The 17,215-nt window shown below is 50.3% G+C and carries 8 protein-coding genes; 2 read left to right on the top strand and 6 right to left on the bottom strand.

Translation table 11 applies throughout. From position 1 onward, the window contains the following. Positions 1-162: 162 nt before the first annotated feature. The 5 genes from purL to Pan161_RS11380 all read right to left on the bottom strand — a co-directional run bounded on the left by purL (position 163) and on the right by Pan161_RS11380 (position 8,594). Complete coding sequence (gene purL / locus Pan161_RS11400; protein ID WP_145226879.1) at positions 163-3,078, bottom strand: phosphoribosylformylglycinamidine synthase subunit PurL; 2,916 nt, start codon at positions 3,076-3,078, stop codon at positions 163-165. Between the two features lie 93 nt (positions 3,079-3,171). Further along, positions 3,172-4,104, bottom strand: coding sequence for a prephenate dehydrogenase (locus Pan161_RS11395; RefSeq protein ID WP_145226877.1), 933 nt, complete (start codon positions 4,102-4,104; stop codon positions 3,172-3,174). A 63-nt stretch (positions 4,105-4,167) separates the two neighbouring features. Beyond that, entirely contained in the window at positions 4,168-5,442 is a 1,275-nt protein-coding gene (locus tag Pan161_RS11390; RefSeq protein ID WP_232103700.1) for an outer membrane protein assembly factor BamB family protein, read from the bottom strand. Between the two features lie 242 nt (positions 5,443-5,684). Next, complete coding sequence (locus tag Pan161_RS11385; RefSeq protein ID WP_145226875.1) at positions 5,685-6,953, bottom strand: DUF1501 domain-containing protein; 1,269 nt, start codon at positions 6,951-6,953, stop codon at positions 5,685-5,687. A gap of 3 nt (positions 6,954-6,956) precedes the next feature. After that, positions 6,957-8,594, bottom strand: a complete 1,638-nt coding sequence (locus Pan161_RS11380) for a DUF1549 domain-containing protein (RefSeq protein WP_145226873.1) — start codon at positions 8,592-8,594, stop codon at positions 6,957-6,959. A gap of 404 nt (positions 8,595-8,998) precedes the next feature. Here Pan161_RS11380 and Pan161_RS11375 point away from each other — a divergent pair, with 404 nt between their 5' ends. Together Pan161_RS11375 and Pan161_RS11370 are read left to right on the top strand one after the other, a co-directional pair. Next, positions 8,999-10,279: a DUF4013 domain-containing protein gene (locus Pan161_RS11375; RefSeq protein ID WP_145226871.1), complete on the top strand. Its 1,281-nt coding sequence runs from the start codon at positions 8,999-9,001 to the stop codon at positions 10,277-10,279. 393 nt (positions 10,280-10,672) lie between these two features. Further along, on the top strand, positions 10,673-12,784 hold the full coding sequence (locus Pan161_RS11370) for an elongation factor G (protein WP_145226869.1): 2,112 nt from the start codon (positions 10,673-10,675) through the stop codon (positions 12,782-12,784). A 64-nt stretch (positions 12,785-12,848) separates the two neighbouring features. Here Pan161_RS11370 and Pan161_RS11365 read toward each other — a convergent pair whose 3' ends face one another. Then, on the bottom strand, positions 12,849-16,862 hold the full coding sequence (locus Pan161_RS11365; RefSeq protein ID WP_145226867.1) for a hypothetical protein: 4,014 nt from the start codon (positions 16,860-16,862) through the stop codon (positions 12,849-12,851). Positions 16,863-17,215 lie beyond the last annotated feature (353 nt).

Raw genomic sequence — 17,215 nt, 5'->3', positions numbered from 1 at the left:
CAGCACAAAACAGATTTTCAAAGGACTTTCAGTATTTTACTCGAACAGTCAGGCCGGGGAAGCATTAAAATCAGCTTCCCGAAGGAACTTGCCAGAAAGCTGATCCGCAGAGAAATTAGATGTGCCGTTCAGTTAAGTACTGTACGCGATGATTTGGGATTGTCAGTCCCAGGCAAGTGGGTTTTTCCAAGCCGCTTTCAGCTCATCCAGGCTGGCGCTGATCGCGGTGCCCCCGGAAGTTCCTTTGATTGTGAACTGCCGGGTGCCGATGACTTCGCCGATATCAACCAGAGGCAGGTCGCCGAAGCATTCGTATAAGGCATCCATTTTATCCAGTGCTACTTCGAGTAGAAAACGTGTATTGCTTTCAGAGAAAAGTAAGCTGGGGGTGGATAATTCCAGTGCTTCAGGAAGTCTGGTCGGATCCAGTTTCATTCCATAACCGCCGGCAAACGCCATTTCGGCCGCTGCCACTGCCAGTCCACCTTCGCTCAGGTCGTGACAGCTTCTGATTAACTGCTTTTGAATCGCCAGATGCAGGGCTTTGAAGATTTCGGGTGCCTCTTCTTTATCAACCTGGGGAACCTGCCCTCCTTCCAGCTGGTTCACTAAGGCAAAGTGACTGCCTCCCAGTTCATTGTGTGTGGTTCCCACCATGAAAATACGATTGCCGGGAGATTTGACGTCCATTGTGACTGCCAGATTAACATCAGCGATCTGTCCAATGGCACTGATCAACAGCGATGCGGGAATGGCGACGGTCTCTTTTTCTCCCTGCTCATTCTCAAAAGAGTATTCGTTATACAGGCTATCTTTACCGCTGATGAAGGGGGAGCCGTAAGCGATCGAGAATTCCTTACAGGCCAGAGCCGCTGCCACCAGGCTGCCCAATGTTTCCGGACGATCGGTGTTCCCCCAGCAGAAATTATCGAGAATGGCGATCTTCGTCGGGTCGGCACCGACGGCGACACAGTTTCGGATCGCTTCATCAATGGCAGAAGCCGCCATCCAGTGTGTATTCAAATCACCATAGCGGGGATTCATGCCACACGAAATCACGAGCCCGCGCGTTGATGTCAGATCAGGGCGAACCACAGCAGCGTCTGAGGGGCCATCATTCTGAACGCCCACCAGTGGCTTGACCACGCTGCCAGCCTGCACTTCCTGATCATACTGTCGAATGATCCATTCTTTGCTGCACACATTGAGTGAGCTTAGAATCGATGTTAGATCTTTGGTGTAATCGTCCCGTTGCGGAGGAGTCAGGGGAGTGAACGCCGGGATCTTGTAAACGGCTTCCCGCACGACTGGAGGACGTCCATCATGCAGAAACGACATTTCCAGATCCGCTACGACCTGATCCTGGTATTTCAAAACCAGGTGGTTTGTATCTGTGAATTTTCCAATCACCGAAGCTTCGACACCTTCGCCGGCACAGACTTTTTCGAAGGCTTCCCAGTTTTCCGGTGGAACTGCCAGGACCATCCGTTCCTGCGCTTCGGAGATCCAGATTTCCGTGTAGGACAGACCGGCGTATTTGAGCGGGCATTGATCCAGCCAGACTTCTGCGCCGGTTTTTTCACCCATTTCGCCGACGGCACTACTGAATCCACCGGCACCACAGTCGGTGATTGCCGAGAATAATTCTTGATCTCTCGCCTCCAGAATGACATCCAGCATCATTTTTTCTGTGATCGCATTTCCAATCTGCACAGCACCGCCGGAAAGCATTTCACTATCTGAGGTCAGTTCTGCGGAAGAAAAGGTTGCACCGTGAATTCCATCACGGCCCGTACGTCCGCCGACAGCGACGATATAGTGCCCCGGTTGTGCCTGCTGCTTTTCCGATTTACCAACCGGTAACATGGCCACATTACCACAATAGACCAGGGGGTTGCCCAGATACCGTTCGTCAAAATAGACGGCTCCGTTGACTGTGGGGATACCCATGCGGTTCCCATAGTCACGCACGCCTGAAACCACGCCTGTTGCGACGGCTTTGGGATGCAGTACTCCTGCGGGAAGTTCCGCGTAGGGGATCTCCGGGGGAGCAAAACAGAACACATCGGTATTGCAGACGGGTTTGCCGCCCAGTCCCGTTCCCAGCGGGTCACGGATGACTCCCCCCAGACCTGTGTTGGCACCGCCATAAGGTTCGAGGGCGGAAGGGTGGTTATGCGTTTCGACTTTAAAGCAGACGTCCTGCTTGTCATCAAAGGTAATGACGCCGGCATTATCCGCGAAGACACTCACGCACCAGTCTTTCTCACCCAGTGATTTGCGGATTTCGGTCGTTGCGGCGAAGATGGTTTCCTTCAACATATTCTCGAAATGCAGGTCGCGTTCGCCATCCTTGAAGTGAATTCGTCCGGCCAGTGTTTTGTGAGAGCAGTGCTCACTCCATGTCTGGGCAATACTTTCCAGTTCAATGTCGGTGGGGTCTTTTTTCTGACCAACATAGTAGGCTTTGATCGTCTTCATCTCGGTCAAATTTAAATACAGTTGACCTTCGCGACTGAGTGTTTCCAGCTGTTTGTCATTCATCTCTCGAATGGGGATGGTGACCAGTTCGAAAGTATATTCACTACCGAGTTTAATGCTGTCCATCTGCAGGGGACCACGCAGGACATACTCGATCGCCTCGTTGGAAAGAACTTTTGCAGCCATACGGTCAATTTCTTCAGAGGCAGCATCAGAGTTCACCCAGTATTTGCGGCAGGTGGCGACGTTCTCCACGGCCAGACCCAGATCACAGATCGCCTCACGGGCACTGTTGGCGGTGTTGTCAGTGACACCGGGTTTGAACATGACATTCAGCAGTGGTTCCGAGCCGGTTGATTCTGCTGTGACTCCAGACAGAATGCGTATCTCAAATGTTTCCACAATCGGATCTGCCAGCAGAGTGCGGGCAATTTTATCAATGCCCGCCTGATTCAGATCACCTTCCAGTAGAAAGGAGTGTGCTGTCTGGATAGTACGGATGGAATTTGCACCGAGTACCTGGCATTCTTTCAGGATGCGGGCACCCTCTCGGTCGATCTGATTTTGAGCGGGTTTGATTTCGACTTCGCAAAGCATGTGTTTTCCAGTTACTGTTGATTCCATCGGGAAAATGAAAGGTTTGTTATTATCGCTATGGTAGTCAGTCGAAAACCTGACCTGTCCTGCTGCTTAGGGGGCTGAATTTAATGTGTCGTGTTTCTTTTTACCATCTTCCAGCAATTGTCTGAGTTGCTTTTCATCATTGTTCAGGATCGCTTCCTTGAACTGCTGCAGAGACTGGGTGTATTTTTCAAGACTCGTTACGATCGCGTCTCGATTACTTAACAGGATCTCAATCCACAAAGTCGGGTCACCACCGGCAATCCGAGTTGTGTCCCGAAATCCGGTTGAGGTATATCTGAAGTTTTCTGTCGCTAAAGTTGCTGCCAGCGCGGAAGCGACCACATGGGGTAGATGGCTGGTTTCCGCCAGGATCAGATCATGCTTCACTGGTGTTGTCTGCAGGACATGCATGCCCAGGGCTTCCCAGAATTGCCTGACTCGGGAAACAGCCTCTGCGGGCACTGATTCATCAGGAGTGATCACACACGGGCGATCCTGAAACAGGTTCTGATCCGAGAATTCGTAGCCACTTTTTTCTGATCCTGCCAGGGGATGCGAGGCGACAAAAGTGACCTCTGCAGGCAGGGTCCCTTTCAGTTGCTCACAGATTTGCTGTTTTGTACTGCCCACATCGGTAATGATTGTGCCTGCGCGACTGTTTTTGGCAACGGTCTGAATGAATTGGACAATGTGGTTGACAGGGGTGCAGACAATCACAAGGTCAGACTGTGCTGCCGTCTCTGCAATGTTTGTTGTTCCTCGATCCAATAATCCAGACTGCTGCGCAGCCCGCATACGGGAAGGATTTCGGCCTGCGCCGAGGATCGTTTCTACCAGATTGCGCTGTCGAGCGGCAGCGGCAATGGAACCTCCCAGCAGACCTACGCCAATCACGCCGATCGTTTTGAAGAGGTAGTCTTTTTGAGTTGATGATTCAGTCATGCCTCGTATTGTAGAAGCCCCGATTCGGGATTTCCAGCGGGCAGACCACAGTATCAAGGACCTGTTCCAAAAGTCTGATAAACTTGTAAGTTATTTAATCAGAATCTTTTGTGTAGAACCTCATTTCTTCTCCGCAATTCGATACAGATAGCCGTTGGTACGCAAATAAATACTGCCTTCGCTGACCGCAGGTGATGCATTGAACAGATCATCGTCTGATTTAATCTCATTCCGGGCCAGTTCAACATATTCAGGCCCGGCTTTCAGCACAATGACGCCACTGTCCCGGGTCGTCACGTACAGCTTACCGTCTGCCAGTACAATCGAAGCGTAGAGTCTGGCTCCGGTGGGCAGGCGGTTTTTGTAAACGACCTCGCCATCTTTCGCATTCAGGCAGAAGGCAATGCCTCGATCGCTGGCCCAGTACAGATGGCCATCGTAATACACGGGGGAAGTGACATTGGCTCCCACATTGACTTCCCAGAGCTTATGAGTTTTCGTGACATCACCTCGCCCCCCTGGACGAACGGCGATACTGCGGTTGCTGCGACCACCCAGGCAGTAGATGATCCCTTCATTCTGTACCACTACCGGCACAACGTAGTCCTGAATTCCTTCACAGGTCCAGAGTTTTTTACCCGTGTCGGGATCAAAGCCATAGATCTGGTTTTTCTGATTGACAACCAGTTCCTGTTTGCCTCCCGGAACATCCACGATCGAAGGGGTCGTCCAGGCGCGTACAATCTCTTCAGCCTTCCAGGCGACCTCACCATTGCTCTTGTGCAACGCATAGACGGTTGAGCTTTCAATGCTGGCATTCACAATCACAAAGTCTTTATACAGGATGGGAGAGGAAGCGGATCCAAATCCGGCGGTCCCATCTCCGACATCCGCCTGCCATTTCAGTTTGCCCTTCAGGTCATATGCGACCACACCTGATGTTCCGAAAAAAGCATAGACGCCCGTTTCATCACAGGCAGGGGTGCCACTGGCATAACCATGGTCAACGATCCGTTTGGTAATTTTCTGAACTTCATTGATCGGCGAGACCGATTCATCCCACATGATTTCTCCACTGTCACGGTTGACGGAAATTACATGCAGTCGCAGATCGGAAGGGTTGTCGTTATCTTCTTCAGTCAATCCATAGCCGGTGTAGGAGGTGACGAACACCTGATCGCCGAACAGTACCGGGCTGGAAGAACCATGTCCGGGAAGTTTTGCTTTCCAGACAATATTCTTTTCTGAATTCCATTCGGTCGGGAGCCCCGTTGTTTGTGAAACACCGTTTCCAGAGGGACCGCGGAATTGAGACCATTCTGCTGCCTGAGTCGGATGCAGTACTGAAGTCAGGCAGGCTGCTGTGAGCATCACGGAAAGAATCATTCGAATCATATTCAGCATCCAATGGATAGAGGGAGGCAGGCCAGAAGAACGCATCAGAGTCAATCATAGCGTCTCTCGATCTATGATACTCGCGATCAATGGCTATGGAGACGCTTTAGTAAACCTGGACACAGGCTAATGATCAAACAACAAAACCGGCGGCAGGTTTCGAACAGTTATCAAATTAGAAAGTTTTGCGCTCTCAGGCAAGCAATTTTCCCTCAGCGGAGCTATTTTGTGCGACTCCGAAATCAGATCAGTCTGGAAATCGGGGTGCCTTCGCTGAGTGCCAGGGGGCGTCCAATGGGGGAAATGAGCTCTTTCGTGTAGTCGATTTGCATTTTTTGCAGGATAGTGGCATACAGGTCCTGGATGCGAACGGGATCGACGGGAGTTTTTTCTTTTCCGGTCGGATCCGTCTCACCCAGGATCAGATTCCCTTTCAGCCCCCCTCCGCCAACAAGACACGAAAAGCCAGTGGGCCAGTGATCGCGACCGTCGAGTGCGTTGATTTTGGGGGTTCTGCCAAATTCGCCAATACAGAGCACAATCGTCGAGTTCAGCAGATCCCGTGACTTCAGGTCTTTGAGCAAACTGGAAAATGCCGGATCCAGAATCGCTGCCTGGGTCTGGTGCCCGGTATAGTTGTTCGCATGGCTGTCCCAGCCATTCAGATTTACCTCGATGGAATGCACGCCCTGTTCGACAAGTCTGCGGGCCACCAGACAGCCTCGACCGAAGGGAGAATCACCATAGGCTTTGCGAACTGCTTCAGGTTCTTTTTCAATTTCGAAGGCATTCAGTTGTTCTGAACTCATCATGGTCAGGGCGCGATCGATGGTCGACTGATGTAGTGTTTTCTGAGTCTGAATCGATCGTCCTTTCCGAAATGCCTGCGAGACCACATTCAGGTTTTCCAGACGCCGCTCCTGCCGGGGTGCACCGACGCTGGACCGCATGTTTCCAATGTTCCGACCCGGATCGGGTACGCGGAAGGCGTCCAGATGTCCGCCCAGATAACCACCTCGAGCGGGAAACTGTGTGTTCCCCATGGAAATATGCTGAGGGATTTCCAGCTGCGAACTGGGCGCCTGATGTGTGATGATCGCACCCAGCGCAGGATAAACGGTTGTCGGTTCGGGACGGTATCCGGTTTTCAGATATTTTGTCCCACGTTCATGGTCGCCTTCCTTAGAGACCATGGAGCGGATCACCGACATCGAATCCAGCTGTTCAGCCAGCAGGGGATACATATCGGAAATCTGTAGGCCGGGGACCACTGTTTTGATTGCTTTGCCTGGACCGCCAATGCTTGTTCCCGGATGCGGATCCCAGGTTTCCAACTGACTCGGGCCGCCCCCCATCCAAAGGATGATAATTGATTTCCGTCGTTCTTTTCCCCGTTTTTCTGCTGCCCTTAGATCGAATCCGGGCAGCAGGAATGAGAGTGTGCTTCCGACCGCGACTTTGCACAGGTCGCGACGGCTGATTTTGCTGGAGAGCAGATGGGAATCAAACATGGTTTAATGGTTCCAGGAAAATTCAGGAGAATTATAAAGAGCCCAGTAGAGGTCTTCGGTGACTTTGACACGTTGCTGTTGATTTTTAGCTGACTGATACTGTTTCAGAAAATAATCGCGTTCTTCTGTGGTGGGCAGACGGGTCAGGCAGACCAGGTAGCAGGTTTCAATCCGCTTTTCCGCAGAGACGTCGAGTGAAGCAATGCGTCCGACGGAGTTCAATGGTGAAGCACTGCTGTTATCCTTCGCGAACTCGCCATTCATCCGCAACAGGGCCTGCGGGATCGTACCGGGAAAATCATTGAGCTCATCGCTCCCCAGATCACCATATTCTTTGACAAAATTGAGTTCGGAGAAAAATCGTCGTCCCCGCATGATCAGGTTGGAGTTCTGATCAATGGTTTTGAGTGAAGAAGCCTGCAGCATCGCACCAATAATTTGCTCGGGGCGCAATCGAACGAGTGGGAATAATGCCCAGTTGTAAGTGGCAGCATCAATCTGTTCGGCTGATTCAAATGCAGATTCGGAAGAGAGCTGGAAGGGTCTGGAGGCGACAATGATCTGAATCAGGCGTTTGATGTCATAACCGTTTTCGCGGAAGTCTTGTCCCAGAATATCGAGCAGTCCCGCAGGGGACTGGGAGAGATCCGTAGGGGCTGGCAGATCATCAACGGGGTCAATATAGGGAATACCAAACAACAGTCCCCAGACTCGATTTGCTGAAGCACGCTCAAAACGGCGGTTGTCCGGGTGGGTAACCCATTCCGCCAGTCGTTCGCGCAGTGTGCCTTCTGCAGGCAGGCATTCATTCAGGAAAGGAACGCGGGGTGCTACTTCGCGTTGTTCCAGTGTCATGCGGTCTTCTACTTCGTATTTCAATTTCTTGTTCGAGCGTACGCCGAGCACCTGCACCTCTACCTGACCATAAAAAGCGGTCAGTCCTTCGAAGTCCGACTGCTTCCAGTGGTCAAAGGGATGATCGTGGCACTGGGCACAGTCAATCCGCTGTCCTAAAAATGCGCGGACGGTGCTGCCAGTCAATTTGTTTCGGTCCAGATTTCCATCAGCGACGGCAGAGGTAATGAAATTCGTTTCAGGATCGCCTGTCCAAATTCCTTCCCCGGCAATCAGTTTGCGCACGAGTTCGTCATAAGGAGTGTTTTCCTGAATCTGATCACTGAGCCAGGCTTTAAACCGATCGCGTCGAAAAATGATAAACTGTCCCTGGGCAACACCGACAAATGCGCGTGTGAATCGTTCAGAGAAGTAGTCGGCAAAACGTCGGTCGGCGAGCAGTTTTTGTGTCCAGCGTTCCAGGCGATTTGCGCCCTGCAAGCTTTCAAACTCACGAATTTCTTCGAGAGAAGGTACCGTACCATGTAAAGCCAGTGAAAGCCTTCTGAGTTGTGTCAACTCAGAAACTGTTGAAGCCGGAGGTGTTTTTTTTTCTGCCCATTGCTTTTCAAAGAACTGATCGACCTGTTGAACACTGTCAGTGAAAGCATTTCGCTCAGTGACAGTTAGCGGGCGGGGAAACTTATCAACCGGGCTGCTGGATGCCCAGGTAACCAGAGTGACAACCAGACCCACAACACAGAGGGGCAGGCAGACAACTTTCCAGTGACGGACATGAGACTTCATAGGTTCATCTCGAAATGAGTTTCAATTTCCCTTAGAAAAGGGGGGAAGAACGAATCTTCTTTACTGTTAATCATACCAGACTGGGAATTCGAAAGTTTCATCGAAATCTTGAAACTATCGAGTTTTTTCTGAGTATCAATATTACCGGATCAAGGTTCCCCACGGGAATGCTTCTCGATTCGCTCAGGAAATTCTGCTATAAGTGGGACTTAGCTTGTCTCGATGTTCAGATATGGTTTGACTGGGACTTACAGACTCTCTGGTAAGAGTCTTGGAATAATCTCAATGGCATCGATCAGCTTCAGTGATTGACAGGTGTTAATTTGAAAACGCACGCTGATTCCGGGGATGTCATCGATGTATCAGTGTCCCCTCGAATTCCTGATCATCAGAGGGAGCGGGCTGTGAATGAACATACCACACAACACGCGGATTGTACCGACCCCAAAGTCGTGAACTCAGATACGGCTTGTGAAATTACGGAGTTTTCAGGTGAGTCAGTGAGCACGCAAGTGATCACCGCGGAGATTGAACAGTTCTATCCTGATGAAGTCGTAGGAAATATCCCCCCTTTTCCCCATCTGTTTCGTCATCCACTTAAAGCTGCCTTCTGGATGATCCGCATGATATTCGGGATTGCCAGTCTGGTACTTTTTCTGGCTCTCATCGCTGCCGTCCCAATTGTGAATTTTATCGCGCTGGGATATCTACTGGACGTGGAAGGTCGTGTGGCGCGAACCGGTAAGATTCGTCTCGCATTTCCTCTACTGGATATCGCCCCTCGACTGGGGATGATTGTGCTTGGTGTGGCGCTCTGGTTGATTCCCCTGTTTCTGCTGGCAGGCGCAGCCGCGGATGCGCATCTGATTGATCCCGGCGGAAGCAGTGATCGCAATCTCCACTTGATCAATCGGCTGTCGGCAATCGCGATTGCGGTACACCTCTGTCTGGCATTGGCACGCGGCGGGACATTCTGGTGTTTTGTACGGCCTCTTAAGAATGCAATCTGGCTCTATCAGCAGATCCGTGCGGGAGGCTATCTGGACCGGGCTGCTGGACACGTCAGTGAATTTTTTGCTTCTCTGAAACTGGGGAAGAATTTTTCCCTGGGACTGCGTGGTTTTCTAGGGGCTTTGATCTGGCTGATCATCCCTTCGACCATGTTTGCCGCTGCCAGTTCACCGGAAGGAGGTCAGGGAGTTGCGGTGGCGGTGACATTGCTGGGAGGTGTCAGTCTGGTGATCGTGCTGGGCTGGTTACCGATACTCCAGGCACATTTTGCAGCCGAGAACCGTTTCCGTGCCATGTTTGAATTAGGGATCATCAGACGAAAATTCAAACGGTCTCCTCTGTTATGGATGTTGTCCCTGATTATCGTGTATGTCCTGTCGCTTCCCCTTTACCTGTTTAAGGTCGCGGCCTTGCCACGCGATGCGATCTGGGGGATCACTCTCATTTTTGTCGCGACAATTTATCCTACAAAAATCCTGTTAGGCTGGGTTTACTATCGGGCCACTTTCAAAACGAAGAATGCCTGGTTTGGCTGGCGCTGGTTGAGCCGCACGATTCTCTTTCCTCTCCTGGCTTTATACGTCTTTATTCTGTTCTTTACGCAGTTTATCGGCGTACATGGAAATCGGGTTCTGATGGAACATCATTTATTCCTCTTGCCGGTTCCGTTTTGATATCAGTCGCCGTTCTGGCTTTAAATCATTCTGATAACCGATGTTGTGTCATTCCTGCTGACACAGGGGCTCTGATTAATTGAAGCCAGAAATCTCTGGTTGCCCGTGCACAAGAGTAAATTTCAGAAAATCCTTTCGCCTTTTGAAAATCGCAACTATATGATTCTGTTAGAGGAACAACAGGATAAAATAGAGAGTAGACCACTTGAGATTCATCATCTACCCGTCGCTGAATTGATCCGGATTTCATACCGGAGTCCGGTTTAAGGATATGCCGGGAAAAGTTCTTTTTTCCCGGCACACACGTTCGCATCATATCATGGCTCAGCGTGTTGCCTTTAACGGAACGGAGACAATTGCGCCTGGCCAATTTCTTGAAAGGCAGGACAAGCGATGAACGAATACAAGGTAGACGACGTTAGGAATGTGGCATTGGTCGGCCACGGGGCTGTTGGCAAAACAACTGTAGCCGATCTGATGCTGTTTCAATCCGGTGCCACTTCCCGCCTGGGTTCTGTCGATGAAGGCACCAGTCTGCTCGATACAGACGAAGAAGAAATCGACCATCGCATTTCCATCGCTTCCACACTGGTTCACTTCGATTACGGTGGACACCATATCAATCTGATTGACACTCCCGGCTATCCCGATTTTATCGGGCAGGTTTCCGGCGCATTACGTGCCGTCGAGACCGCCTTGATCCTGTTGAATGCGGGGCACGGAGTCGAAATCAATGCCCTGCGTGTGTCCAAAATGGCGCAGGAAGCCGGGATTGCCCGGATGATTGTGCTTAATAAATGTGATGCAGACAATATCGACTATGAGACGCTCTTAAATTCGGTACGCGATACGTTTGGCTCTCAATGCATTCCCATTAACCTGCCTGTGGGACTGGGAGCTGACTTCAATGCCGTATACGATCTGGTGAAAAAAACAACTGCCTCTGATTCTGACGTCCTCGGCGATCCCGCGGAAACCCGTCAGGCGTTGATCGAAGCGATCATTGAATCGAACGAAGCATTGCTGGAGCGGTTCTTTGAAGGTGAAGAAATCAGCCCGGTTGAATTGTCCAGAAATATCCCCAAAGCGATGGCAGCAGGGACCCTGATCCCCGTGTTGTTCATGAGCGCCAAAACAGGTGTCGGCGTTGCCGAGTTTATGGACGCGATGTCGAACTACACGTTATGTCCTCAGGACATTCAGCGTATCGAACAGACAAAAGACGGTCGTTCCGTAATGCTTGATCCTTCACCGGATCAACCATTTGTCGCCCAGGTGATCAAAACCCGCATCGACCCTTTTATCTCGAAGATGAGTTATCTGCGTGTCTTTTCCGGTAAGCTGAATAAGGATTCGTCGGTCGTCAATGTCCGCACCGGGAAGCCGGTTCGTATTAATCAGTTACTGGATGTCCAAGGGGGAAAACAGGAATCCGTCGATGAAGTCTCTGTCGGCGATATCTTTGCTGTTGCGAAAGTCGACGATTTAAAACTGGGTGATACGCTGGCAGCCGATGCGAATGGAGATGGACTGTCACTGCCTGAAATCAAGTTTCCCCATCCCGTTGTCGGCCTGGCAGTCGAGCCGAAAAGTCAGAATGATCAACAGAAAATATCGGGGGCACTCCATAAGATCGAAGAGGAAGACCAGACCTTTCATGTGATCCATGATGAAGAAACGCATGAGATGGTCATGCAGGGGATGAGTGAACTGCATCTGAAGATCGTACAGGAGCGTCTGCTGCATCGAGACAAAGTCGAAGTGATCACGCATCTGCCGAAAGTGCCTTATCGTGAAACGATTATGGGGAGCGCTGAAGGCAGTTACCGACACAAAAAACAGTCGGGGGGAGCAGGGCAGTTCGCCGAGGTTCATCTGAAAGTTTCAGCGATGCCCCAGGACGTGAATCCGGAAGAATATTTCACAAAGGACAATTTTGATCATCTCCGGTCCTTTCATTATGATCCCGAAATGAACTTCGCGTTTATCGATCGTATTTCGGGAGGTTCGATTCCCAACCAGTTTATCCCCGCAGTGGAAAAAGGGGTACTGGAGAAAATGAAACAGGGGGTCATCGCCGGCTGTCAGGTACAGAACCTGATCTGTGAAGTGTTCTTTGGTAAAGATCATCCGGTAGACAGTAACGAGACAGCATTCAAAATCGCCGGCAGTAAATGTTTTGCGGAACTGTTTGCGAAGTCGCGTCCCGTATTGATGGAACCGATTGTGAAAATCGAAATCCTGATTCCGGAAGAAAATGTAGGAGATATCAGCAGCGATCTCTCCAGTCGCAGAGGCCGCATGGAAGGCATGGCTGTTTCACCAGGCGGTTATGAAATCATTCAGGCCCGGGTTCCGCTGGCGGAAATTATGACCTATGCCCGTACGCTTTCCAGTTTAACGGGAGGTCGCGGAACTTATGATATTGAATTAAGCCATTACGAAATGATCCCTCCGAACGAACAGGGAAAAATCATTGAACTGCTCAATAATGCCCGGGAATAATTAAAGCCGGAGACGGAACAGAGTCTATGAACGAATCTGCAGGAGCCAGGGTGTTTCTGCAGGTTTATTTCTTTTTCTTCTTAGGCCGGCTTAATGGCTGATTCCACATCTTCAGCTGTTTTTTGATTTCGTCCAGGGACATCGGTACGGGCGAAAGTTTAATCTGTGTTTCAATGTCATATTGTTCGTTGGTGACTTTTTCGTCCAGTCGATCAATCTCTTCTTCGATGTTCCGCATCCAGTCGGGGACATCAATACCCGATCCAATGGTCGTCGCCAGGTAACGCTCGATTTCTTCCTGCAGGATCGAAAAGGCAACTGATTCTTCATTGCCGTCGCGAGCATCATCCATGGCTCGGGGGACCAGCGCCAGCATGCGGTTGACCGCCAGCGGTTTGACAAACTGTTCATTCAGATGGTCGGAAATCAGAGGTAGATTGATTTTGTATTCCGATTCAGTCTGTTTCAGTTTTTTCAGATGTTTCTTGGCCATCTCTTCTGATCTGGTTTTGAAGACTGCTTCCCAGATCAGGGCTGACTCGTTTCTATCCTGCTGGGCCAGGACTTTATGGGCGATCAGGAGTGGCACCATTTTCCAATCGTCACGCTCATAAGCGGCTTCAATCCGCAGGAAGTCGAGCAGGCAGTAAAACATTTCGCCATAATCAGACTGAGTCGTGGTACTGTTATACTCAACAAAGCGATCAAACTTATCGATGACAGATTCAAAGATGACCTTCAGGTTGGTCACCGCTTCTTCCATGTCGATATTACCTTCTTCCAGGTCAGTGAGCAACGCCATCGGCTCTGCCGGATCCTGGTACTCCGCAAGATAATTCAGGTACTGTTCGATTCCGTTATGAAGAATCGTCCGCAAGTTGCCCAGTGTCAGGTATTGTGCATGGAACAGGTCTGCTCCATAGAGTTCGATGAACTGTCGTACTTCCTGCCAGACAAAGTCCTGATTCAAAGCTTCTGCACTGGAAAGTCGCATGGTACGACTGTGTTTTAACCATTGTTCCTGATATTTATTGACCAGCTTTTCCGCAATTTCAATCAGCTCCTTATCATCCAGTTGATCAGACTCCCAGTCATGAGAGGAGCGAATGATGGAAGACAGTGAACTACGTAATGCGGTGCGAAACAGGCGATCGAATTCACTGACGGCAATTCCCTCCGGTCGTGAACTGCGTTCCATGCGATAAGCGGTTTTCAAGAGCTGCCAGGTTTCCCGCAGCAGACCCAGACTGGGGAGCTGTGAAAGCAGGAAGCGGAGAATCATCTGCAGAGAACGTACTTTGAGAACTGTGTTCGGTTTGCCTCCCTGGTCGATGGGGGTATACAGCAGAGGAGTTTCTGCAATACTGCTTAGAAAGTGGGGGAATTCTCTTCTGACCAGTTCGATATCCCGTGTCAGTACTCCCCGATAGATCGGAACCAGCAGGCTTTCATTTTCTGAAAGTTCGCCTTCCGCCTTGGCAGGAGGCATTGTCGAAAGCAGCATCAGTCGTGCAGAACGACAATTGACTGTGGTGATAATGATCGCATGCATCAGATAGAATTTGGTCTGCATTTGCAGGTCATATTCGATATTCGAATCATGATCGCCACTGGGCTTGGGAATCTGATAGTTCCAGATCGAGTTCAGAAGCACGACCAGTTCCTGCTGCAGATGTTCGGTATGACGAATCCAGCCTGCAATGGAATTCAGCGTGTCCTCATTTAATACGCTTGCAGATTTTTCATCCTGGTTCGAATCACTGGCAAGATCTGTCTGGCTGATTTCAGCTTCACTGTAAAATGCGGCAGATAATTGCCAGAGTTGTGAAAGCGTATTTAAAAACTTGAGACGTGGTTCCAGTTGCCGATTGATCGATTCGATTTCAGAATTGCTGGGTGAATAGCCGGAGTCCATCATTTCCCCCTGCACTCCATCATCGGCACTGTCACGAAACGTCACATTTTCGTAGGCGGCGTTGAACAGGGAGTCTTCCTCATCAGGTTCAGCCGACTCGATATCGAACGGATCTTCGATTTCCTTTTCTGGGACCGGGAGTACTGCAGTAAAATTGGGAACCGACCAGTAGTCTGCGGCATTCACTTCCAGGTAGTCGAACATTTTGCGGATGGAAATGCTGTTCGCATTGAAGGACTCCGGTTCGATCTCCGAGGTCAGCTGTCGCATCCATTGCAGGAGAACGGAATGGATGGAGTAGGGACCAGACTCAAGACCGGTTTGGTCTACCTGGCTCAACCATTGCATAATCAGACCGATGGCAGCAACATGATCCTGCTTCTGCAGTAAGGCGTCGACCGTCAACGCGTATGCTTTTGCCGATTCGAACCGATCGACATGCTCGCGCCAGAACGAAATGTCGCCGACGGCTTCTCCGCCTTTTTTCCACTCAGTTAAAATTTGAGAGACATGCGCCGCCGACTCGAAAGAATCCTGGCCATTGACATGAGGCAGATCTTCTACGGTTGTCGTGGCATAGCGATCCCAGGTTTCCGCCAGTTTCTGAAAGCGATGTGAAATTTCCAGTTTCAACTGATCATTGCCCTGGGCAGCCGCCTCACTGAGCGTAGCCGAGTAAGCTGAAAACATTTCTTCCATCAGGTCCAGCAGGACTTCACTCCGCTGATCGGGAATACTGTCTTCTCGTGAGATAAACAGGGGGAATAAGCCTTGGAATCCCAGAATGTTCCAGGGATCGATCAGGGCACCACATTCGATACCCCGGGTCAGATGATCTTCAATTTCCGGAATCAGTATCCAGGCCTGTTCCAGTTCATAGCGTTCCAGGTGCAGATGCACCAGGGTGATCCGCCATTGGATTTCACATTCAAACCGAACTGAAGTGCAGGGAATCACAGCAGCTTCGCAGCGGGCTGCGATTGAAAAGCCCATCCGCGCATAAATGCGAGACAGCTGTCGATGCTGGACCTGTTGGGCACCATAGCGTGCCAGATGCAGATTCAGATAATGACGAATGTGTCCGAAAGGCTGCTGTGACTGTTTGGCTTCTTTACGCAGCCGTTCTGCCCGCGATCCACTGGCCGAAGCCAGCAGTCGGTTATAATAGTCATCCCGTTGACGGGCTACTTTGGGGAGTAGTGACGTCAGGCTGATATCACTGGCGTGTGTGTCAGGGCCAGAGCCGCTGATAGACGAAGCCATCAGCATCGTACCACTCAGTACGGCGGCAGCGTCTTCCAGTCGTTCCTGCAGTGGAATTTCCTTGTGTTCATCAATCCAGGCCAGCAGCGAGTCAAGAATCAGGCGGCGGATGACGAAGCGGCGATAATAACCCTGGTTGTCGATGATGTGCGGGTCCCATTCGCCAAACATATAGTTTGTGCGTTTATTAACCGGATGCAGGTGATCATGGGCCCGCAGGTCAATAGCAATTTCGTCCATGCGTTCCAGGCGGAAGTGTGCCTGATGCAGCAGGTCATCGGGGGTGGCCTGAAGCGTCTTGATGGTCTGTTCGATTAACTTCTGATATACACCGCAAGCGACACCGCTATCACGAAAGTAAACTGGTAGAGGCCGAAACTTTTCATGCGGGTAAACCTGCATCTGTCGACCGTTTTCCAGCACTGCAACGGGACGAAAACCGACAAAATCATTCAGTCTGTCGATCGTCGCTGAGACAATACGGTCTGTTTCAGACCACGGGCCTCCCTGTTCCAGCAACGATTCAAACAGCACTGCCAGAAAATAGGGTTGCAGAAATTCTCGTTCACAGATGTGAAACAGCAGATCTCGATGGTGTGCCCTGTAGCGGGGTAGACATTCCTGCAAGGCGAGCCGAATCACATTTTCTGCTTGAGTAATTTCCTGAAATGCACCCGAGGTGCCTTTCAGCTCTTTAAGATGAGTATCCAGCAGTCGTTCCAGGGTTTCCGCTGAAGGCCTTTCATCCAGATCGGAAAAAAGCTGGTTCCAGTTAAAACGGAATTTGGGGTCCGGTTTGCCATTTGAGAAATTCAGATAGCCTAGAATTTCCCGGATGATGTGTTGATCGACGGCAGGCAGTGGAGTCTCGCCTGATTGTTGATTACTCGATATTGTCATATTGGTAAACGTGGATGGATAATTCTAAATCGGAATAAACGGGATTTCATGCTGCTCGACAGCAGTAAAACAGGCTGTTTCGCTCATGAACAGTCTAAAAGGGCTGAAACACGGAATCTATTATGCTTTTTCAAGTCCGAGCGTCAATTCCCTGCATAGATGACAATTTCTAACTGGTTCTATGAAAGGAGTTTATTGGATTGCTGATACATAACACAATGAGCATGGATACTCTGGATTCAATTAGTGTTCCCATGGACATTTTCGAATACTTTGCGCTTCTGATTCCGGCAGCCAACTTTTATTCAACTCAGAAGTCAGAGTATGACGATTATAACGAATGTGCGTATTGC

It is taken from the genome of Gimesia algae (genome assembly GCF_007746795.1).
Taxonomy (GTDB): domain Bacteria; phylum Planctomycetota; class Planctomycetia; order Planctomycetales; family Planctomycetaceae; genus Gimesia; species Gimesia algae.
This window is presented reverse-complemented; position numbering and strand designations above follow the sequence as displayed.